This is a genomic window from Spirosoma harenae, assembly GCF_054776975.1.
This window is the reverse complement of record NZ_BAAHBD010000027.1, coordinates 104972-126397: the sequence shown is the minus strand read 5'-3', so window position 1 is coordinate 126397 and position 21426 is coordinate 104972. Positions and strand designations below refer to the sequence as shown.

Sequence of the window (21426 nt, the reverse complement as noted above, 5' to 3'; positions counted from 1 at the left end):
CCTTATTGTTTACGTTCTCGCCTTTTTTGGAATAGTGTATTTACCCACTACTTCGCCATCGTCACGGATCATTTTTAGATTTAACTCTTTTGCGGTCGCATGGAGTTTGATGAGCGTTCGGTTGCCTTCCAGTGGCCCTCCTCCTATTACGATTGGATAATTATGTTGCGTATCGGGATCGTGGGTGCCGTAGCGATGCGTGTGACCAGAAATCTGGAGATCAATTTTGGCTTTGTTTAACAATGGTCCGAAAACTTCCTGGCAATGCATCGGTCCATGCCAATCTCCTGAATGATAAGGCGATATATGAATCAAAACCACCCGAAATGGTGCTTTCTTGAATTCTGCGCTTTCAATTTCTTTTTCCAACCACTTTTTCTGTGTTTCACGATATCGATCAAAAGCCGATAAGCCGCCGTATTCAACGCTATCGTCGGTTTTGTCCTCGCCCGAATCCAGAATCACGAAACGCACTGGTCCGCGTGTAAAGGCGTAGTAAAACTTATTGTCCGGGTAAGCGTAGTATTTCGGAATATGCCGAGAAAAGCTACCTCGACATTCGTGATTACCCTGCGTCAGAATAAAAGGCATTTCGGTCGCAAAAATGTCGACTGTTGGCTTTATTAGATGATCGACCATTTGCTGTTCTTCCGTCACCCAATCAAAGCAATCGCCGTTGAACACGACAAAATCATAATCGCGCTTATTGCCGGTGTAGCCGTGACGATACAACAACTGCGGAATAATCTGCGGGCGATCGTGAATGTCGTTAAAAATTACTGTCTTGAACTCTTCTTCATTTTCAGCTGGGGTCTTGAAACCATACATCGGACTGCTAATGGTTTCGCCAAACTCTACTTTCGAGCCTTTGTAGCCTAGCACTTCGGTCGAAACAAGTTTGTATTTATGTTCGGTACCGGGTTTGAGTCCAGTCAGGGTAATTTTGTTGATCCGGTTATTGGCTTCAATCAGTCCGTTTACATACCCAAACTCCCGCTTGCTGGTATATGTGCCGGCCCCGTATTCTACCCAGCTGAAGCAGTTTTTATGGGTAATCCACATAATCGTGATTTCTGTGGTACCTATATTTTGCAGGTAAGGACCGACTACAAAATGATTTTTCTCGTCAGCGCTAGCGGAAGAGGTGGGTTCAGCCAACACGCCAGTAGTTGGTAACAGGCTGATAGCGCCGAGTTGAGATATTTTTTCGAGAAACGAACGTCTGTCTGATAGCATAACGAATTGGAAGAGTTAGGATTATGAGTGATTTTGTTATGCTGAGGTACGAAGCATCTTAAGGTTTCCATACTAACTCGTTTGGATTCTTTAAGATGCTTCGTACCTCAGCATGACAAAATAATCTTTGAATTACTTACCAGCTCGGATTCTGTTTTAGGTTCGTATTCAGCAACAGTTCCTGTGTTGGGATCGGGTACAGATAATCGCGGGACTCGTTGAATTTTTTGTTGATGTGTCCGTTGACAACAATATTCCCTCCTTTGGCACCATTTTCCAGCAGGATTTCGCTGCCTAGTTTAAGTACCTGAGCCCCCGCAACAGTGGGTTTCGTCCCTTCGTAGATAACAAGATCAACTTTCCCGTTTTTATCCAGATCGTAGCTACCAACACCGGGGAAATACATACCTTTAAACACTTTCGTCAGCAGTTGACCTTCTTTCCAGCGAATCAGATCGTCCCAACGGAAGAAGTTTTCCATTACCAATTCAATACGACGTTCCCGACGGATTTCCAGAATAACGCCCACATTACTACCGCTGAGTTGCGTGTACTGCTGCGCCTGATACGGGTCAGGATTGGCATTCGCAGCTGCCAGATTGATGTTGGGCATTCCAACTCGATCACGGGTCAACTTGGTGGAAATATCGAGGTCGGCCTGCGTCAGCGTACCGCGTTCGGCTTTGGCTTCGGCATAATTCAGTAGCACTTCTGCATACCGGAACACAGGCATATCAGTAATGTCTTTGCTGAACGTATCCCATTTCGGGGCCGACACGAATTTGATGAGTTGATAGCCCGTAACGGTCGCGCCAAATTCGGGAACGAGCGGAGTTGTTTCGCCAATTCGCGTGTAGCCTGGTGTACGAATCGTTTGTGCCAGTCGCGGATCGCGGTTCTGTACTTCATCGGCAAATTGCATGGTTTCGTAGCCTTTGATGTCTGTAAAACGCGTACCATCGGCCATCAAATAACTGTTTACCAACTTCTTCTCCAGACCAGGCTTACCGTACGAAGCCGTCATTGTATAGTAGTTCAGGTTATGATAAACCTGTAATTCATCACTGAAATCCCGCGCCAGAATAACCTCTTCAGGAATGGCATTGTCAGACGAAAATAGTTTCATATACGCTGTCGACGGAGTAGCCTTGTAAATGGTATAGCCACTGTTTTTCATCAGGTTATCCGACGCGTCGATACTGGCGTCCAGAAATTTGTTGGCGTCGGGCAGATTAAATTCGGCGTGATACTTTCGGAAAGTTCCTTCATATAGTCCCACTCGGGATTTCAGCGCCAACGCCGTCCATTTCGTAATGGTATTTACCTGACGCGATGCATCCAGATTCGCAATAGCGTAATTAAGATCTGCCATAACCGAATCCATCACCATTGTCCGAGGATCACGTGCTTTGGTCAACAGAGCATCGTCCGTTACTTCGATGGTACCCGTATACCACGGTACATCGCCGAAACGCTTCACCATACCGAAGTAAAAATAGGCCCGGAAAAATTTTGCCAGACCATTATATTTTACAACCGCCTTTTTATCAGGGCACTTATTTGAATTAGCCAGGAAATAGTTGATATTCCGCAAGTTACCCCAGCTCCAGCCGCCCCCGCTTGTAGGTACAATTCGTGTTCCCTGAAGTTCGTCGCGAAGGCTGTTTTTCACGACATTATCGACATCTTCATTGTAGACATCCTCAGCCGAAGGCAAGGCATTATAGAAGGAATTCGTGTACAGCAGAAGGTCGTTTTCCGTCTTAAAAAAGGTATCTGGCGAGATCGCATCCTGTGGAAGTAGATTCAATTCACAGGATACCAGACCAATCGATATAGCTAGGAGTGCAATTAGTTTTTTCATCGTTTTACGGATTGAGAGTCTGTTCAGAACGTGAGGTTTAGGCCCGCAGAAATCGTTTTCGATAATGGATAGGTTCGTCCGTTGGTAGCGTCCCCATCAATTTGCTCTGGATCGATGTATTTCGTTCGCAATGACGTGAACGTCAGCAGATTTTCGCCACTTACGTAGACGCGCGCTCTGCTAATTCGAATCTTTTTGGAGATACTTTCTGGGACAGTGTAGCCAATCACCACATTTTTCAGGCGTAGATAACCGATATTCTGAATGTATCGGTCGTTGGGAGAGCGTAAATCGCCACCGTCGTTCAGCGCCGTGTATCCTCTTAGAATAGGGAAATAAGCATCTGGATTTTCGGGTGTCCAAACGTCGTCAGCAAAATCTCTCGGAATAAACGAGTAGTATGGACGTGAGTAAGGGCCCCAGAATTTATCGGCGTTATTACCTGGATACCAGTGTCTTCGGAGGATTCCCTGCGCAAATAACGATACGTCAAAGCCATTCCAGGTTGCCCCTAGATTCATCCCATACCGATAGCGAGCCCGGTCGTTCCCGACGATAATCATATCACCGTGATTGGCCAATGTATTCGCTCCCTGATCAATTTTACCATTACCATCTATGTCATTGAATTTCAGATCTCCGGCTTGCAATTTACTCCAGTCGCCGGGAGCGCTGAGCCGTTGCCGGTTCACAAGCGTTTGATCAACTTTATAGGCCTGCGCTTCATCGTTGGTTTTGAAATAGCCATCAATCGAATATCCCCAGATATCGCCGATCGTCTGTCCTTCATAGCGGCTCGACAGGATTTTATTCGGATTGTCGTATTTGGTGATCGTCGATTTCGAATCGGACAACATGAATGAGACGTTGTACGCCAGATCTTTGCCCCCTACTTTGAATTGATCACGCCAGGCAAGAGCCAGTTCAAATCCTTTCGTTTGCAGATCGCCCGCGTTTTCGGTTGGTACACTGGCCCCAAATACAGCAGGAAGCACCCTACCCGGAACCAACATATCGGTCGTATTCCGAACATAGGCATCGAACGACAGATTCAGTCGGTTTTTCAGCAACGTCGCGTCCAGGCCCAGATTGGTCGTCGTTGCTTTTTCCCAGGTCAGATTAGGCGAAATCGGGTTTGGGCTATTCACATAAAAAAGCTTCTGCCCATTCGCGATCCAGCCCGATTGAGCCGTTGGCATGGTTGGGATGTAGGGATAGAAGCTTGCCGATGCTGTATTCGATGGCAACTGATTGCCCAGGGTTCCATAGGAAGCTCTGATTTTCAAGTTATTAATAACATCACGCGCTGGGGCAAAGAACTCTTCCTCGCTCAATCGCCATCCGGCTGATACGGATGGAAAGAACCCATATCGGCGGCCAACGCCAAATCGAGACGTACCATCGTAGCGACCATTTACTTCCAATAGGTATTTTCCAACATAATCATAATTCATGCGGAAGAACGTGCCAAACAGTGCGTATTGATACGAATCTCCAGCCGATAACTGCTCTCCTGTACCCAGATTTAAATCATTTAGGCTTTCGGAAAGCAGGTTTTTCCGGGCACCGAATAAGCGTTGGTGTCTTTTGGTCTCATAGTTCATCCCCGCCATCGCCGAGAGATAGTGTTTGCCGAACGTGTGATTATAGGAAGAGTATAAATTCGTAACACTCATCGGATCGAACCACATCGTTTGGCGATATTGGTCGACATTGTAGTTAGGTACTGTGGTTAGAATACCGGGCTGAATGGAATATTGAGCCACGGCAGAACGGTACCAATCATCGGCGATGTAAAATGAGTACGAATAATTACCGACCAGATTCCAGTTCTTCGTGAAGTCGATCGTAATCGAGTTGATTGTTGTTAATTCGTGGACTTTTTTCTCACCGCCCGCTACGCCCTTCAACAAGTTTGCAAACAAACCATCGCCAATAGAATAGTTGTTTTTCAGCGTGTTATACGTAGCGGTTCCATCGGGATTAAGCGGTGCATACGCCGGAAGAGCGTGTACGGTGACGGCAACGAAGTTCGCATTGGCACCACCCTCCAAACCCGGATATTTATACCGCGAATCGAAGTACTGCGTATTGTTGCTCACTTTCAGCCAGGGCGTCAGTTGCGCATTGATTTTACTTCGAAGCGTATACGACGTAAACTTATCCGTGTTGATGCGCATAATCCCGTCTTTCTCGAAAACAGAACCCGACAAAAAGTAATTGATTTTATCGGTTCCACCAGACAAATTCAGGTTGTGCTGCTTGGAAGGCTCTGTCATGATGAAGAGCGCATTCCACCAATCGTAATTCCCGTAGTAGTTATAAATATCCTTACCGTTGACGTTTTTAACGACTGTCCACGGGCGCGATGGATCTTCTACTTTATCGTAGCGACGAGCTTCCAATTCTTTGTAATCTTCCTGCGAGTACCGTGTGTAACTGTTACCCGTAGCACGCGTAAACGCTTCATCGTTCAGCATCACGCTTTCATACCCGTTGGTCATGAAATCGGTGCTCACCGTTGGTTTCGACCAGCCGAAATTGTTGCTGTACGAAATGGTCGTTTTGCCGTTTTTAGCTGTTTTGGTTGTTACCAGAATCACGCCAAAAGCACCACGAGCCCCATAAATCGCCGAAGCAGCCGCATCTTTCAGCACTGAAACCGACTCAACATCAGCAGGGTTTATCCGGTTGATGTCACCGGGTATACCGTCGATCAGGACCAAGGGGCCACCTCCATTGATGGACGTTTCCCCGCGAACGTTCAGGCTTCCCCCCTGCCCCGGCTGACCCGTACTGAATGTAATGTTCAGGTTTGGAACCATCCCTTGCAGAATCTGAGACATGTTGTTCAGCGGTCGATTTTCAAGTTCTTTCGCCTGAACCTGCGTTACAGCTCCTGTCAGGTTTACTTTCCGTTGAGTACCATATCCCACTACGACTAGCTCTTCAAGTGTCTTATTATCAGCTGTCAGCGTAACGTCGAGTGAGGAGCGATTACCAACTGCAATCTCCTGTGATGTATAGCCAACGAAACTGAAAACCAGTACGGCAGACGCATTGGGTACAGTAATTTCATATGCGCCGTTTCCATCGGTCGTGGTCCCCCGCGATGTGCCTTTTATCACCACACTGACACCCGCCAGAGCCCCCTGACCGTCGGAGGCCGAAACGGTTCCCTTCAGTCGAATGTCGGCAGGAATAAAGTTAGCCACAGGTCTCGCCTTAAGCTCCTCCAGAAACCCCATTTGTCGGCTAACCTTCTCGCGAGCCAGTACAATTTGCTCATTGATCAGCTTATAGGTAATGCCTCTGGGCGAGAGCAACAGGTCTAATACTTTCGACAATTTTTGATTTTTCTCATCAATCGACACCTGCTCTTTCAACGGAATCCGACTGCTGTACACAAACCGGGTATTCACTTTTTCCTGAATCTGATCCAGCGCTTCTTTTAGCGTTACATTGTTGAGTCGAAGTGTAATATCCTTACTTAGAATTGATTGTGCCGACAGCTCCCGAGCATCAGCAATGCTGACCAGCAGAACGGCAAGTATGATCTGAAGTAATCCGTATCGCATAAGTTTTCGCCAGTCAACGGACTTGTTAAGGAGTGATTTTTGCATAATTTTGATTGTCAGATGGTTCGTCACTGTTTGATCAATCATCCTTTTGTTCGGTGGTACGAATAGAGAAAGGATGGTATTCATAGGCCGGGGGTGGTGGTACACTCCCGGTTTTTTGGTTATGTAGGCTCAGATAAATCTTCTCATAAATAGCAGTTGGGGTTATGGGTGATTACGTAAGTAATAGTTATATCTAGCTATCTAATAAACTCATTCACAAGGCAAACCGTCGATCAGGATAGTCTTTCCTGACTGAGTATAATTTGCATCCAGCGCGGTGCAGAGCATTTCCATAATCAGTGGTAATGATTGTTGCTCAAAATCGGCGCTCAGGCGGCAGGATGCGATTTTCGGATTAGATAATCGCATCTTTATGTTGAATCGTTTTTGGAGTTTTCCGATAACCTGATCTAAAGGGGTGTTATCGAATACAATGGTAATGGGCTCGTAGATTTCCTTTCTCGCTTGACTGGGTATGGTTGATGAAATCAATCGTTTCGAATCGATTTCGAAAACAACCTGCTGACGAGGTTGCAGAATCACCTGCTGTTCACGCCGTTCCCGATCCGGTGCGTTTACCTGTACTTTTCCAGTCACTACCGCAACCTGAAATACATTACGGTTCGTCAGCGCTTTTACATTAAAGCTGGTTCCCAATACTTTAATGCTCATTTCGCCACTCTGGATAAAAAATGGGCAGGTTTTGTCTTTCTTCACCGAAAAAAATCCTTCGCCCGAAAACGAAACCAATCGCTTATCGCTGGCAAATTTTTTCGGATAGGTTATTGAAGCACCCGCCTGCATCCAAACCGAGCTCCCGTCGGGCAAGGCGAACTTAACTGGACGAGGTTTATGATTGACAAACTGGGTTGTCGCAACGAATGCGGACTTAGTTACCGGTGTCGCATCGTCTGACTTTAGAAATGCAGCAATCTGGTCGGCAGAATCGCGATAGGTCGTATAAACCGTAATCGCCAGGAGTATGGAAGCTGCCAACCAGGCCGTCCACCCCCATGAGAGCGTTCTTACAACGGGCACTTTCTCGTCGCTCAATCGTTCCTGAATCACAGAGAACGTTTCTTCCTGTAGCTGTTGCTGCTCGGTTTCGGGTAATGAGTCCAGGAAATCAGTCGTCCCCTGCATGGATGCATACCAGGCCTCCACCTGCTCTTTTTCCTGTTCAGTGCATTCGTTCCGGAGGTACTTATCCAGTAATTGCGGAGAGATCTTGGGCATGGTTTAGGTGGATTACAAAACCTAAGTCGCGCGCCAAGCTGACAACCCTTAGTCTATTCCGAAAAATTTTCGAATTATTTTTAATCGTACACTAATCGAACAAGGTAAGCATGTAGATAACCATATAGGCGTAATGCTCCTTCAGATGGGCTTTCAAGACGCGTAACGCCTTGGTAATGTGCTGTTCGACTGTTTTTTCGGAGATAGCTAATTGTTGGGCAATCTCCCGATTCGACTGCCCTTTTCGGCTACTGATAAATACTTCTTTACATTTATCGGGGAGCAATTGAAGTCCTTCTTCGTAACGCTGTTGCAGATCAGCTAGAAGCAACGGCTGGTCGGTTTGTTCGACCGAATTCTCCTGATGCACTTCCCATTGATTATAGTATTGCTGCCGCGTGTATTCTTTACGGTAATGAGAAATGATCAGGTTTTTGGCTGTGGCAAACAAATACGACTGGTTCGACTCAATAGCGTTTGTATGTCGTTGTTTCCAAAAACTAATAAACGCTTCCTGCACAATTTCCTGAGCGACAAACCGATCGTTTACCTTACTGAACGCATAATTAAACAAAGATCGAAAATGCCGATCATACAGATCAGCAAACTCCTTTTCGTCGTTACGTTCATCGGAATAGGCCGTAAACATGGAGTTCATACGCTGAGTTTCCTAAGTGCGTTTGAGTGATTTATGCTACAAAGGTCGGTATGCTGTATTTTTAATCAGTCACTTGCTGATTAAGGATTTCTTCGTTTTTCGCAGTCAATATTAACAAATAATTAATAGCATAATACTGGAGCATGTTTGTGTCACTTGTATTAAAGATAACAATTCTGTAGGCAAGAGAAAATGATTTAGGTTTATTTTTACCGATCCATAATGATATACGATTTCTGGCGATAGAAAGCCGTTCTTGAATTGATTGTTACCTTATGTCTACCATCCGTAAATCCAGCAATCCTGAAGAAATTCACGTTTACGATAAAGAATACTGGTGGGCCAAAACACCTCAGGAGCGATTAGCCGCAGCTCTGAAGTTGATCAGACGAGCTAAGGCAATCTACTACGCGAATCCAACCAATCCCCCTTTAGGCAATGGACGACAAGTACTTAAATCTGATAAGCCTATTCAACGAAGAGGCCGTTGACTATGTCGTACTGGGCGGACATGCGGTGATCGCGCATGGATATCTACGTACTACGGGTGATATTGATATTTTCGTGCGGCCCAGTAATGATAATGCAGATCGGCTTTTACGAGCGTTATACCGCTACGGTTATCAGGACGGAGAATTTGAGCATGAAGATTTCACTAAAGTGCCCAATTATTTATCGTTCAATCGATATGATGAATGGATTGATCTGATGACATTTACATTAGGCGTTTCATTTGATGATTGTTATCAAAACCGAGTGGTACTTCTAATTGAGAATGTACCGACTAATATCATCAGTTTGCCTGATTTAATCCGTAATAAACAAGCTCTCGGTCGACCACAAGACTTGCAGGATTTGGAGAACTTGCCAGGAGGAACTGAATAAGTTACCTCCCACAATCTGCACTGCCTGCGCAGGCTAAGCTGACAAATAATTCGGAGCGGATTTTCCAGCCTGAATCGGTTTTGCGCCACATTGATAAATACGTCCCCGTGATGGTTTGAATCCCGTCCGAGCGTTTAAAACGACCTGTCCAATGGCCGTGCTCAGCAGCAAGTGGGCTCATTGTACTGATTTCTATCTGGTCAGTAGTCCGTACATAGCCCAGAAAGGCGGGATCTTTGAATTGAACCGATACGGACGCCAATACGGAATCACGGCCCGATACGTGTGAGCCACTTCCTCGCGTCACTTCGATGTCAGGCAGCATCGTTTCACCAAATCCAGCAAGATCGCGCGACTGAATGGCCTGATTCGATTGCTTGCGCAATGTTCGGGTAGAAGCCTCATCCGCCGACTCCGTAATCGTTTTTTTACGGTTGGTTTGAGCTGACAAATAACCTGGTAATAGAAGCAGTGTTACTGAAATCAGTCGAAGCAAATAAGCCATATTAGAATCAGTTTAATCTATACACAGGATACCGACTATGCGTTTTTTCGTAGTAAGGCGTTTGCCTGTAAATGAAATCCAATTGCGCATTGGCACTTTCGGCAAAGGCCTTGTCAGACGCTCGTTTTTCGGCTAATTGCTTCTGTAATTCTGGATTCTTCTTCACAAGTTCGGCAGCGGTATCCTCGAAAATATAGCCAGAGAAATACTCTTTCTGATCGAGAATACTGTCGAAAAAATTCCAGGCGAGAAAGGAGTCAACAGCCTGCGGTTCAAGCGTTTCAACAATATATCGATTCGTTGACTGGTTCGTCTGAATCAGGTAATCGCCTTTGTAAAATTGAATGCGTTGCTCTTCAGTCCTTACCTTCACTCCTGTATGTAAATAATGTCCTTCGTAAGGTCGCTGTGGGGTTTTATAGTCCGTTATGTAATAAGCCGAAACCGTCATTAGTGTATCTTTCGGAAGCGGCTGGAGCAGTACACCACTGCGTTTGAGGAGGCTAATTACTTCGAGCCAACCTTGCGGAATCACGTACGCACGAGGTTTTTCGACTTGATTTTCAACGCTAAACGTATTGTAATACGGAACGCGCTTGGTGAAGGGTTTCGAACGGTCGTAATACAGTCGTTTTAGTCCTGATACATCGCTGGGTTTGTAGGTAGCGGTATAACCGAGAAACGTTATGGAATCTGCTGTTTTAGTTCGATCCAGTTTATAATTCAGGGCAAACGTTTTCTGCTGACGAACCGCTTCATTCGCTTTCTGCTGATTCGAAAGTATCGTCTGCGCTTCTCGCTCGCATAATCGCATCACTTCCTCATCGAATGCGTAGGATGCTTTCACCCTCGCTGGATAAGGCTTCCACATGTGGGTTTCCAGCGTAAAGCCAAAACAGTTAAATAAAGCCGCATAGCCCGTCGTATAGCGTGGAGAATCGTAATACCCAATCAGGCCGCTTTCGGGTGTATCGCCCGCATGGTTTACGTAAGGTGCCGACGGAAATCCTTTAGCTGCCAACATTTTATCCAACGCAGGCTGAAACGTTTGGGTCATATAACCCGACACCATTGGATGTAGCTTATCTTTCTGGGTGGCGAAATATGTCAACACATGCTGGTAATCAGCGCCATCACTAGTATGGTTATCAATAAATACCTGCGGTTTTAGCGACTGATACATCGTCAGAAACGCCTTTGTATTTTCGGCTTCGGCCTTAATGAAATCGCGGTTCAGGTTTAAGTTGCGCACATTTCCCCGAAATCCATACGACTCCGGTCCATTTTGATTGACTCGCGAAACACCCCGATTCAGGCAGCCATCTACATTAAATACCGGAACGATAGCAATCAAAACGTTTTTTGGTAATTTATTGGCTTTCAGCAAGTCGCGCGCCATCATCATGCAGGCATCAATTCCTTCGGGTTCACCGGGATGAATACCGTTATTAATTAATAGCGTAACCCGATTTGGCCGAGATGTAAACTGCTTATCGGCAGCCAACAGAAACAGATGCAAGGGCTTACCAATATCTGTCTTGCCAATTTCAATCAGTTTAGCCTGCTCATACTGTTTATCTAGTTGCTGATACCAGCTGATAATTTGCGCGTAAGTTGCTGTCTGATTCGTATCGCGCTCAAAAGGTGTCAGATTTGCAGGTTTCGTTTGGCCAAATACGGATAAACTTACTGTAAGCGAGAGAAGTAACGTCGTAAAAATCTTGTTCATAAAAGTTTAATTCTACACCAAAAATCGCACTTTTTATCCTTCCAACGAAGGAGGAATCTCAAACTCAAATCCTTCTTATGTTCTCATGATTTCCGTTTCTTTTTCGGCAAAACGGGCGTGCTTGCGGGTGGACGACGGTGGTGGGTTGCCTGCTCGTAGGCATAACATAATTTAATAAGCGTCGGCTCACTAAACGGTCGTCCGAAGAATTGCATTCCAGCCGGTAAGTCATTGTACGTGAAGCCCATCGGCACTGAAAATGCAGGAAAACCCGTTGGTGGAGACAGCGCATTATTGTTCGTTCCCGATGGCGTATTTAGATCACCAATGAGCCGAGGTGGATAACTGAACGTTGGATAGACCAGCACATCGACACCCGTTGAATCCATTGCCCGAAGCAATAATGTTCTTAATCGCTCACGCAAGGCCATGTTCTTGCCCCAACCTTTGTGTGCTTCGGGAGCCAGCGTATCCTTGTCCGAATCCAGCAGCGTTTTTTCGATACTTGGATGGAATTGTCTCGATTTTATAATGGATGTCAGTGATTTATGGGGAGCACCCGATCCTAAATTAGCTAGATATAGATTAAAATCCCGGCGTAACTGTGGAATCGTATCGAATGATTTGTTGATGGTGTCTAATTCCGGGACGCGTACCGAATCGATTACAGTAGCCCCAGCTGCCCGAAGTTCGTCCAGTGCCTTATTGAACAGAGCGTACACCTGTGGGTCTGAATTTTTCGTCGTGATAAGTTGACGGAAAACCCCAATTTTTGTTCCTTTCAGTCCGTCTTTATCCAGAAATTCACGGTAGGTTTTCGGGATTTTTCCTTCACTACGTCGGGTTACAGTATCGGCTTTGTCGTAGCCAGCAATCACATCGAGTACACGTACCGCATCTTCTACCGTTCGACAAATCGGCCCTCCCGTATCATTCGTCATCGCTAATGGCGCAATCCCGTCGCGACTAACTAGTCCCAATGTTGGTCGAAATCCAACTAAACTCTGGTGTGACGAAGGGCCACGAATCGAACTTCCGGTATCCGTTCCAAGGCCAATGGTTCCAAAATCGGCGGCTACGGCAGCAGCCGTTCCTCCACTCGATCCGGCCGTCGTTCGTCGGGTATCGTAGGGATTACGCGAATAGCCCGGCAAGATCGAACTCACAGAAACATTACCTGATGTCGCGAATTCAGCCAGATTTGACTTGGCAATAATAATCGCTCCGGCTTCGCGAATTCGCTTCACCACAAAGGCATCTTTCGGCGGAATCGACTTTTTCATGGCCAGTGTTCCATTCGTCGTGGGCATATCGAACGTATTGTAATTATCTTTCACAATCACCGGAATTCCATGTAGCGGCCCCACAAATTTTCCTGTTGATTTATACAGCGAATCGAGCCGACGCGCTTCGGCTAACGCTTTGGGATTCACCATAATGATTGTGTTAATAAACGGCCCCTGTTTATCATAAGCCTCTATCCGATCGAGGTAAAGCTGCACAAGTTGAACCGCTGAGAGCTTACCCTTCTGCATAGCCGTATGGAGTTGTTCGATCGTGGCTTCGCGGAGTTGTTTTGGCTTAAAGGATTGGGCGCTGGCGAATAGACTAAAAAATAGAAATAAGAAACCAAGAGAATGTAATCGTTTCAACATAGCTTTGATGAGTGTAGTTGGCAGTCTAAAAGGTAGGCAGAATAAATGAATAGGCAATAGTAAGTTTCACCCTGCTTTGGCCTTTTGAGACTACCCTATCGTTGACAACGTCTATCAATCAGTTTGTTACCCCTTACGCAAAACCATGAACCTTAATCGTAGAGATTTCCTCCAACAACTTGGATTCGGCGCAGCTGGCCTATTGATCTCCAGCAACTTACCAACAACAAGCTGGGCACTGCCTACAAAAACCGGAAAACTTCCCCGTAGTCTGCCGGAAGCACAGGGCGTAGCACCGGGTGGCTTGCTGGATTTTGTGAATACCATCGAAAAAGAAAAACTCAACGTTCACAGTGTAATGGTGCTCCGACACGGACAGGTCGTGGCTGAGGGTTGGTGGGCGCCGTATGCTCCTCAGTATAAGCATACGTTGTATTCGCTCAGCAAAAGCTTTACGTCGACCGCCGTTGGGATGGCCGTTGCGGAGAAGCGGCTAACCGTTGAGGATAAAGTCGTTAAGTTTTTCCCGGACGATTTACCCGAAACAGTCAGTCCAAATCTGGCGGCTATGCGTGTGAAAGATTTGCTGACGATGTCGACAGGCCATGATAAGGATACAACGGGATCGTTGCGAAACGGACCAAATCCAAACTGGGTAAAAGCCTTCCTGGCGCAACCCGTTGATCATGAGCCCGGAACATTTTTCGTGTACAACAGCGGAGCGACGTATATGCTCTCAGCGATTGTTCAGAAACTGACAGGCCAAACTGTACTGGAATATCTAAAACCACGTTTGTTTGGACCGCTTGGTATCGAAGGAGAAGATTGGGAAGTTTCGCCACAGGGCATCAATACAGGCGGTTGGGGATTGCGCGTGAAAACCGAAGACATAGCCAAATTCGGGCAACTGTACCTGCAAAAAGGTATGTGGAATGGCAAGCGACTGATTCAGGAATCCTGGATTGCGGATGCAACTAAGAAAGAAGTTCAATCGAAAGGCGGTAAAGGAGACGAGAGTGTCAATGACTGGATTCAGGGCTATGGTTACCAATTCTGGCGGTGTCGGAATGATGCGTATCGGGGCGACGGTGCCTTTGGTCAGTATTGTATTGTGCTGCCGAAAGAAGATGCGGTTATCGCCATAACGTCTGAAACAGGTAATATGCAGGGAGTCCTGGACGCTATCTGGAATCATATTCTGCCAGCCCTTCGCGGTACCAATCTGGCCTCGGCCAAAACGCAGCAGCCTGCTCTTACGAAAAAACTAGCTTCGATAACCTTACTGCCAGCGACTACAGAATCCGCGAATTCGGTTGCCAGTCAGATCAGTGGTAAAAATTATGCTATTGCCGATAATTCGCTGCACGTAAAAGATGTATCGTTGACCTTCGGCAAGGATGGTTGTATCTTCAAATTGCAGGATGATAAAGGAAGCCATCAGGTACTGTGCGGTGTGAACCGATGGGCCGAAAGCACGACTACGTTTGCCGTAGCCCCGTTGATGCTAACCCCAACACCCGTACCCGGCAGCGATGTTCGAAAAGTTGCTGGAAGTGGCAGCTGGCAAGATGCGAATACATTCGTGATGGTCTGGCGATTTATCGAAACGGCTCACTATGATACAGTTACCTGTAAGTTCGGTGCCGAAGGGGTACAGGTTGAGTTTCAGAGCAGTCTGAATATTCTGGCCAAAACCAAAGACAAACGACCTGTCCTGGAAGGGAAAGCAGTGGCTTAAATTGTGTGACTAAAACCCCTGAATCCCCTAAAGTGGACTTTGCTCCTAAATAGAGAAAGTCCACTTTAGGGGATTCAAGGGTTTTAGTCTATTACAGCAACTTATCCAGCGTAATTGGCAAGTCTCTCATGCGCCTTCCGGTTGCATGAAATATAGCGTTGGCAATGGCAGCAGGCATTCCCACAATACCAATTTCTCCTACCCCTTTTACGCCTAACGGATTCACAATACTGTCGTGTTCTTCTACGAAAATAACGTCGAGATCGTGAATGTCGGCGTTGACGGATACGTGGTATTCAGCCAGATTATGGTTCATAAATCGTCCGAAATTGTGATCCAGAACGCTTTCTTCATGGAGCGCTTTGCTGATGCCCCATACCATACCGCCCAAAATCTGGCTACGTGCCGTTTTAGGATTCAGGATACGCCCAGCCGCAACAGCGCTGACGGCTCGCGTTACTTTCACAGTGCCCAACTCTTCATCAACCATCACCTCCACAAATACAGCTGAATGTACGCTTCGGGTGTAATCTTTCTGTTTCAACAAATTAGCAAACGCGCCCGATGTTTCCCGAACCGCTTTGCCGCCATTCAGATTGACAAGCGTCAGTAGTGAAACGGCAACAGACGGATCTTTTTTCAGTCGCAAATGCTTATCAGCAAATTCAATATCTTCCCATTTGGCACTTTTAAATGGCGAACCCGGCAGTTTCTTCGCCAATTTCAATAACGACTTTCCAACTTCCTGACAAGCAGCCTGCACCGCTGAACCGACCGTAGCGGCCGTCCAGGAACCTCCTGAAATAGGGGCAATGGGAAAGTCCGTATCGCCGAGTTTGAACATCACATCTTCTACCGGTATACCGAGCGTATCGGCGGCAATTTGGGTCATTATCGTGTAAGTCCCAGTACCGATATCAGCCGTAGCGCTACTTACTCGCAATTTGCCATTCACCAATAAAGCGGCTTCTGCACGGGCACCCATCATATTCGAGTCCCAGATACCGGTAGCCATTCCCCAGCCAATCAGGTTGTGATCTTTTTTCATCGACCGAGGTTCAAAATTACGTTTCGACCAGCCGAAGCGTTCAGCACCCTGTCGGAAACACTCCCGCAGTTCCTTGCTGGAGTAAGGCCGATTCTCGTTATGGTCGATATCAGTGTAATTTTTAAGTCGTAATTCCAACGGGTCCATTCTGACTTCATACGCTAGTTCGTCCAGGGCAATTTCCAGGGCAGACATACCCGTTACGCCACCTGGCGCCCGCATATCTAGTGGACTATAAACATCTAATGGCACTAGTTTATAGTCCATTTTAACGTTTTCTGGCGGATATAGCATCCCACCCCAATTAACGACAACTTCCGTATAATCTTCAAATTGCGAGGTTTCCCCTACAGCATCATGGTACAGAGCATTCATCGTGCCATCGGGTAATGCACTCAATGCCACATTCTGAACCGTTGCAGGTCGATGACCAAACGTAAACATCTGCTGACGAGTGAGTGTTACGCGCACAGATCGCTTCAGTTCAAGAGCTGCCATCGTCGCCATAAACAGCTGATATTGTGGCCGTAACCCTGACCCAAAACCACCTCCCATATACGGTGATACGACCCGCAGATTTTTAAACGGAATATTGAATACCTGCGAAACGTACAGAATGCTATTCGTTACGCCCTGTGTTTTATCGTAAATCGTCAGTTTAGGTTTCTTTTTACTATCCGTTCCGTAGCAAACAGTGCTAGCAAACAACTCCATCGGATTATGGTGTTCAGCCGCGTGTACATAACGGCCGGCTATTTTTGCCGGGGTTTCCTGATAGGCTACCTCAAAGTTACCCCGTGGTTTTGGTGGCGGTGGCTTCAAGATGCTGGCAATACCGGATTTAGGCTCACGAGCTTCATGGAGATTTGCCTCCAGACTCGTTTCGTGCGTATCTTCTTTGTAATCAACCTGAATCAGCGATGCGGCATAGCGCGCTACTTCAAAAGTTTCGGCCACGACTAAAGCAATCGGCTGGCCGCTATACTTGATTTTGTTATCGTAAAAAGGTCGAAAAGGCGAACCAGGCGGGGCGTCCTGGTCTTTATAACTCATGTCGAACCAGGCTAGTTTCGGGCGATTTTCGTGGGTAAAAACCTGTAGTACACCATCCAGACTTAGTGCTTCACTGGCGTCGATACGGATAATTTTCCCCTTGGCAATCGTACTCGATACGACGTATCCGTAGGCTAGATCAGGTACGCTGAATTCGGCGGCATACTTGGCTTTTCCGGTTACTTTCTCTTTGCCGTCGACGCGATTGATGGGTTTTCCAATGGCTTGTGTCATGCGGTTGGTTCGAGTTTAGCGGCTTGTCCCAGTGCCCGTACAATGGCCCGTTTAGCCAGTTCTATTTTAAATGTGTTGTGTCCATACCCCTGAGCGCCAGCCAATAGGATCTCAGCAGCCGCCTGAAAATTCTCCCTGGTAGCCGGTTTACCAACCAACACAGCTTCGGCTTCAGGCTTTCGCCATGGTTTGTGAGCGACTCCGCCAAGCGCAATCCGAGCGTCTGTAATCGTTTCGTTTTCCATCTCTAGCCCAACCGCAACCGAAACCAGTGCAAACGCATACGACGCTCGATCACGGAGTTTTAGGTACATGTGATATGTAGGAAAACCCTTTTCAGGCAAATCGATAGCCGTAATCAGTTCGTCGGGTTCGAGGGTATTGTCAATATGAGGAGTGTTGCCGGGGAGTTTATGAAAATCAGCGAATGGAATCGTTCGATCTCCATTTTTACCTGTCACACGCACCACAGCTCCCAAAGCTGCCAGCGCCACGCACATATCGGATGGATGGGTGGCAATACACTGTGGTTCAGTTAACTCGCCAGATTGGTTTTGTTCTCTTGTTCCCAGAATTGCATGAATCCGGTTAAAGCCATTGATCGCCGAGCAGCCTGAACCAGGTTCACGTTTATTACAAGGCGTGGCCAGATCGTAGAAATAATAACAGCGCGTTCGCTGCATCAGATTTCCGCCATCAGTAGCCATGTTGCGGAGTTGTGGGGATGCGCCTGCCAAAATTGCCTGCGAGAGCAAGGGATAGCGTTTAATTACTCGCTCATCATAAGCCGTATCGGCATTGGTAACCAGAGCCCCCAAACGTAGCCCCCCATCCATAATATCGGAAATTGTGGTCATCGGCAATCGCGTAATGTCGATTAATCGCGTGGGCCGCTCCACGTTTTCCTTCATCAGATCAATCAGGTTAGTGCCGCCAGCAATGAATTTGGCCATCGGTTCAGCCGCTCGTTCGCGAACTGCGTTATCAACGGCATCTGCGCGGGTGTAGGTAAAGCTATTCATACCGTTTGCTGATTTATGACTGCCTCAATCGCGTCTACAATATTGGTGTATGCCCCACACCGGCAGATATTTCCGCTCATTAACTCCCGAATATCAGCCGTCGTTTTCGCGTGTCCTTCCTTCATCAGTCCAACTGCTGAACAAATTTGACCAGGTGTGCAGTAACCACACTGAAAGGCGTCGTGGTCAATAAATGCTTTTTGCAACGGGTGCAATTCTTCTTCATCCGAATCAGCATTCTGCTGGCCCAACCCTTCAATTGTTGTGATTTGTTTACCTTCCTGCATAATCGCTATTGTTAAACAGGAATTGATTCGCTTTCCGTCGACGAGCACAGTACAGGCTCCGCATTGGCCATGATCGCAGCCTTTTTTCGTGCCGGTCAGATCCATGTACTCGCGTAGGGCATCGAGTAAACTGGTCCAGGGAGCAAGTTGTAACTGGGTATCAGAGCCATTCACCGTAAGGGTCACGGAATGGACTGGAGGCAGTGAGGGAGGCCGCTTTTCGAGCGGTGGCGCTTCGATTGTAAGATTCATAACGTTCCAGCAGTAAAGTCTACTGCCAGAACTACTTAGAATCAGAGATGTTTTAAGAAAGTTAACTAGAGGTCTTATGCATAATGACTATCAGCCAGGCGACGAACTCCCCATGTCGGTGTCCGCACAGAAACCTGTACGTCAGCCAGCGATATCCTCCGTTTCCGAGGTCTGTGAGGACACAGACCTCGGAAACGGTCTTGCTCGTTTTACACCTTCTTCGGGTCGATAACCACGTGTCGGACACGCTGACGTTTCCAGGTGTAGGTAATATGAACTAGACCATCGGCCGATTGAATGACGGCCGGATACGAGTATTCGCCCGGTTCGTTTTCGAGAACGGCCAGGGTTTTCCAGGTTTTTCCATCTGCGGAAATAGCCACATCAAGCGGAGTACGTGGACCATTCTTGCCGTTTTGGGTCGATGTTGGGTTATAGACCAATACTTGCCGACCATCTTTTAAGGTTACCGCATCCGTTCCTGAATTAGGATTAGGAAGCGACGTTTTTTCTAGCGCCGACCAGGTTTTGCCGTTATCCTTCGACCAGCTTTCCAGAATAAATCCGACTTTTTGAGCTCGGCAAAGTATCTGCAACTGACCGTCTTTGTGAAACAAAATGCTTGGCTGAATAGCGCCATCATTGACACCATCGTTGATAGCCGCCGTTTTTTGCCAGGTTTTCCCCCAATCACTGGTTTGCTCGAAATGTACCCGCCAGTTATGGTCTTCCGAACTGGTTGGGCATAACAATACCCCATTCGACAAAAGAACGGGCTTATTTTTGATTGGCCCTAAAATTCCATCCGGCAGTCGCTCCGCTTCCGACCATGTTTTGCCATTATCCTTTGATCGCTTCAGCAAACCCCACCAGGTCGACGGGCTGGGACCGACTTTGTAAAATAAGATCAACTCACCATTCGGCACCTGAAACAAAACTGGATTCCAACAGGGCAATCGCTTACCATCTGGCTGCACACCCGTTGCCACTTCAACAGGCGTTGACCAGCCCGTTTTGGTCAATTGACTCACCCAAATCCCTACATCTGGATGGCGTTCCCGTGTACCTCCAAACCAGGAAGCAACGATTCCCTGTGGCGTTTCGGCTAAGGTCGATGCGTGGCATTCTGGAAACGGGGCCTTCTCATAAATCCATTCTTTTTTCAGAATTGCCGGATAATCCGACTGCGCGAAAAGAGCGTGACACGTTAGGAGAGCAATGAGAATAAACTGCGTGATTTTCATAAAAAACAGGTACGACAAGTAGAACGAGAACCAATACGAAGATGTCAGGATTGACAATGAATCCTGCAAATCAAAAGCTTTTTGCCAGTAAAGAGGCATTAATTCGCTGATTACTTGTATTACTTAATAAACCCCGTTTAAGACCGCCTATCGACTACTATTTTTTCTACTTCTTCTTTATAAATACGACCCAATGGAATCTGATTGTCACCCAGCAATACCCGATTTCGTTCAATTCGGGTAATCCGCGAAACGGCAACGATAAACGACTTATGGACACGCATGAATCGGCTCGCTGGAAAAATATCGTGCATGGATTTTATTGATCCTTTGATAACGATTTTTCCGGTGGCGGTATGAATAATTGCGTAATCTTTCAGCCCCTGAATATGCGTTACATCGTCGAAAGCCAGTTTGATCCGCTGTATGCCACTCTTCACAAAAACAGATTCGGGTGCAGTTTCGGCAAGACTATTTTCCAGCCTGGAATTTTGCTCTTTGAGGGCTAAAAAGTCACGAATTTTTTCGATAGCCTGCAAAAATCGCGGATAAGCAATTGGCTTCAACAGGAAGTCGATTACGCCCAGTTCAAACCCCTCGAATGCGTAGTTGCGGTAGGCCGTTGTGAAAACCGTTATAGGCGGGTGCGAAAGTGACTTCAAAAAATCAATGCCGTTCATACCGGGCATCTCAATGTCCAGAAATAGTACATCGGCTTCGTGGTTTTCCAGATAGTGTAAGGCTTCGCGGGCATTGCCAAACGGCTGAACCGATTGAATAAAATCCAGTCGGCTGAGATAACCCTGTATCACTTCGCGAGCCAGCGACTCGTCGTCAATGACTACACATTTCAACATGCTCAAAAACTCAGAAAATAATCTAGTTGCTTGTGACGGATGTGTCAGCAATATAAAGCGGTTATTTTAATTCACAATCCGGTTCAGCGTATAGCTCAAATAGTAGTCACCGACCCGCAAAACGGGAAGCTTGTCGATTCAGCGTTCCCAACAGCTGATACGTTCTAACTCTCCGTGTCTGTCTCCTCACAGGCACCTATGCGTCAGCCAACGATATCCTCCGGTAAGGGTTCTGTGAGGACACAGACCTTGGAAATGGACATAGACACGGTGACTTCGACGCTTAGTTAATTAGGGTGG

The 21426-nt window shown here is 46.8% G+C and carries 16 protein-coding genes; 3 read left to right on the top strand and 13 right to left on the bottom strand.

Annotation, left to right across the window (positions count from 1 at the left end):
- Positions 1-9: 9 nt before the first annotated feature.
- From ACYVE4_RS25585 to ACYVE4_RS25565, 5 genes are all read right to left on the bottom strand, one after another.
- Entirely contained in the window at positions 10-1236 is a 1227-nt protein-coding gene (locus ACYVE4_RS25585; protein ID WP_461043123.1) for a purple acid phosphatase family protein, read from the bottom strand.
- 136 nt (positions 1237-1372) lie between these two features.
- Positions 1373-3100, bottom strand: a complete 1728-nt coding sequence (locus tag ACYVE4_RS25580) for a RagB/SusD family nutrient uptake outer membrane protein (RefSeq protein WP_461043122.1) — start codon at positions 3098-3100, stop codon at positions 1373-1375.
- A 23-nt stretch (positions 3101-3123) separates the two neighbouring features.
- Positions 3124-6723 (bottom strand): SusC/RagA family TonB-linked outer membrane protein, encoded by a 3600-nt coding sequence (locus ACYVE4_RS25575; RefSeq protein ID WP_461043121.1) that lies wholly within the window; start codon positions 6721-6723, stop codon positions 3124-3126.
- A gap of 210 nt (positions 6724-6933) precedes the next feature.
- Positions 6934-7959, bottom strand: coding sequence for a FecR family protein (locus ACYVE4_RS25570; protein ID WP_461043120.1), 1026 nt, complete (start codon positions 7957-7959; stop codon positions 6934-6936).
- 91 nt (positions 7960-8050) lie between these two features.
- The gene (locus tag ACYVE4_RS25565; protein ID WP_461043119.1) at positions 8051-8617 is read right to left on the bottom strand and encodes an RNA polymerase sigma factor; all 567 of its coding nucleotides are present in this window, start codon (positions 8615-8617) and stop codon (positions 8051-8053) included.
- A gap of 275 nt (positions 8618-8892) precedes the next feature.
- Here ACYVE4_RS25565 and ACYVE4_RS25560 point away from each other — a divergent pair, with 275 nt between their 5' ends.
- On the top strand, positions 8893-9108 hold the full coding sequence (locus ACYVE4_RS25560) for a hypothetical protein (protein ID WP_461043118.1): 216 nt from the start codon (positions 8893-8895) through the stop codon (positions 9106-9108).
- Complete coding sequence (locus ACYVE4_RS25555; RefSeq protein WP_461043117.1) at positions 9056-9502, top strand: DUF6036 family nucleotidyltransferase; 447 nt, start codon at positions 9056-9058, stop codon at positions 9500-9502. Before ACYVE4_RS25560 ends, ACYVE4_RS25555 begins: the two co-directional genes overlap by 53 nt.
- Before the next feature lies 1 nt (position 9503).
- Here the strand turns inward: ACYVE4_RS25555 and ACYVE4_RS25550 are convergent, their stop codons facing one another.
- From ACYVE4_RS25550 to ACYVE4_RS25540, 3 genes are all read right to left on the bottom strand, one after another.
- Positions 9504-10007 carry a YybH family protein gene (locus ACYVE4_RS25550; protein ID WP_461043116.1) on the bottom strand — a complete coding sequence of 168 codons (504 nt, stop codon included), beginning with the start codon at positions 10005-10007 and terminating at the stop codon, positions 9504-9506.
- Positions 10008-10014: 7 nt separating this feature from the next.
- Positions 10015-11736, bottom strand: a complete 1722-nt coding sequence (locus tag ACYVE4_RS25545; RefSeq protein ID WP_461043115.1) for a M14 family metallopeptidase — start codon at positions 11734-11736, stop codon at positions 10015-10017.
- Positions 11737-11819: 83 nt separating this feature from the next.
- The gene (locus tag ACYVE4_RS25540) at positions 11820-13391 is read right to left on the bottom strand and encodes an amidase (protein WP_461043114.1); all 1572 of its coding nucleotides are present in this window, start codon (positions 13389-13391) and stop codon (positions 11820-11822) included.
- 145 nt (positions 13392-13536) lie between these two features.
- Between ACYVE4_RS25540 and ACYVE4_RS25535 the strand changes: the two genes are divergently transcribed.
- Complete coding sequence (locus ACYVE4_RS25535; RefSeq protein WP_461043112.1) at positions 13537-15129, top strand: serine hydrolase domain-containing protein; 1593 nt, start codon at positions 13537-13539, stop codon at positions 15127-15129.
- A gap of 91 nt (positions 15130-15220) precedes the next feature.
- Here ACYVE4_RS25535 and ACYVE4_RS25530 read toward each other — a convergent pair whose 3' ends face one another.
- From ACYVE4_RS25530 to ACYVE4_RS25510, 5 genes are all read right to left on the bottom strand, one after another.
- On the bottom strand, positions 15221-17464 hold the full coding sequence (locus ACYVE4_RS25530; RefSeq protein ID WP_461043111.1) for a xanthine dehydrogenase family protein molybdopterin-binding subunit: 2244 nt from the start codon (positions 17462-17464) through the stop codon (positions 15221-15223).
- A complete protein-coding gene (locus tag ACYVE4_RS25525) occupies positions 17461-18486 on the bottom strand; it encodes an FAD binding domain-containing protein (RefSeq protein WP_461043110.1) in 1026 nt (341 codons plus the stop codon). Before ACYVE4_RS25525 ends, ACYVE4_RS25530 begins: the two co-directional genes overlap by 4 nt.
- Positions 18483-19025 carry a (2Fe-2S)-binding protein gene (locus ACYVE4_RS25520; RefSeq protein ID WP_461043109.1) on the bottom strand — a complete coding sequence of 181 codons (543 nt, stop codon included), beginning with the start codon at positions 19023-19025 and terminating at the stop codon, positions 18483-18485. The genes ACYVE4_RS25525 and ACYVE4_RS25520 overlap by 4 nt, the downstream gene beginning before the upstream one ends.
- A 209-nt stretch (positions 19026-19234) precedes the next feature.
- Entirely contained in the window at positions 19235-20269 is a 1035-nt protein-coding gene (locus ACYVE4_RS25515) for a sialidase family protein (RefSeq protein ID WP_461043334.1), read from the bottom strand.
- 137 nt (positions 20270-20406) lie between these two features.
- Positions 20407-21126, bottom strand: a complete 720-nt coding sequence (locus tag ACYVE4_RS25510) for a LytR/AlgR family response regulator transcription factor (RefSeq protein WP_461043108.1) — start codon at positions 21124-21126, stop codon at positions 20407-20409.
- Positions 21127-21426 lie beyond the last annotated feature (300 nt).

What these genes read in the sequence shown, in the direction of transcription:
- ACYVE4_RS25585 (WP_461043123.1), bottom strand. Translation starts at nt 1,236, where the DNA reads ATGCTATCAGACAGACGTTCGTTTCTCGAAAAAATATCTCAACTCGGC.
- ACYVE4_RS25580 (WP_461043122.1), bottom strand. Translation starts at nt 3,100, where the DNA reads ATGAAAAAACTAATTGCACTCCTAGCTATATCGATTGGTCTGGTATCC.
- ACYVE4_RS25575 (WP_461043121.1), bottom strand. Translation starts at nt 6,723, where the DNA reads ATGCAAAAATCACTCCTTAACAAGTCCGTTGACTGGCGAAAACTTATG.
- ACYVE4_RS25570 (WP_461043120.1), bottom strand. Translation starts at nt 7,959, where the DNA reads ATGCCCAAGATCTCTCCGCAATTACTGGATAAGTACCTCCGGAACGAA.
- ACYVE4_RS25565 (WP_461043119.1), bottom strand. Translation starts at nt 8,617, where the DNA reads ATGAACTCCATGTTTACGGCCTATTCCGATGAACGTAACGACGAAAAG.
- ACYVE4_RS25560 (WP_461043118.1), top strand. Translation starts at nt 8,893, where the DNA reads ATGTCTACCATCCGTAAATCCAGCAATCCTGAAGAAATTCACGTTTAC.
- ACYVE4_RS25555 (WP_461043117.1), top strand. Translation starts at nt 9,056, where the DNA reads ATGGACGACAAGTACTTAAATCTGATAAGCCTATTCAACGAAGAGGCC.
- ACYVE4_RS25550 (WP_461043116.1), bottom strand. Translation starts at nt 10,007, where the DNA reads ATGGCTTATTTGCTTCGACTGATTTCAGTAACACTGCTTCTATTACCA.
- ACYVE4_RS25545 (WP_461043115.1), bottom strand. Translation starts at nt 11,736, where the DNA reads ATGAACAAGATTTTTACGACGTTACTTCTCTCGCTTACAGTAAGTTTA.
- ACYVE4_RS25540 (WP_461043114.1), bottom strand. Translation starts at nt 13,391, where the DNA reads ATGTTGAAACGATTACATTCTCTTGGTTTCTTATTTCTATTTTTTAGT.
- ACYVE4_RS25535 (WP_461043112.1), top strand. Translation starts at nt 13,537, where the DNA reads ATGAACCTTAATCGTAGAGATTTCCTCCAACAACTTGGATTCGGCGCA.
- ACYVE4_RS25530 (WP_461043111.1), bottom strand. Translation starts at nt 17,464, where the DNA reads ATGACACAAGCCATTGGAAAACCCATCAATCGCGTCGACGGCAAAGAG.
- ACYVE4_RS25525 (WP_461043110.1), bottom strand. Translation starts at nt 18,486, where the DNA reads ATGAATAGCTTTACCTACACCCGCGCAGATGCCGTTGATAACGCAGTT.
- ACYVE4_RS25520 (WP_461043109.1), bottom strand. Translation starts at nt 19,025, where the DNA reads ATGAATCTTACAATCGAAGCGCCACCGCTCGAAAAGCGGCCTCCCTCA.
- ACYVE4_RS25515 (WP_461043334.1), bottom strand. Translation starts at nt 20,269, where the DNA reads ATGAAAATCACGCAGTTTATTCTCATTGCTCTCCTAACGTGTCACGCT.
- ACYVE4_RS25510 (WP_461043108.1), bottom strand. Translation starts at nt 21,126, where the DNA reads ATGTTGAAATGTGTAGTCATTGACGACGAGTCGCTGGCTCGCGAAGTG.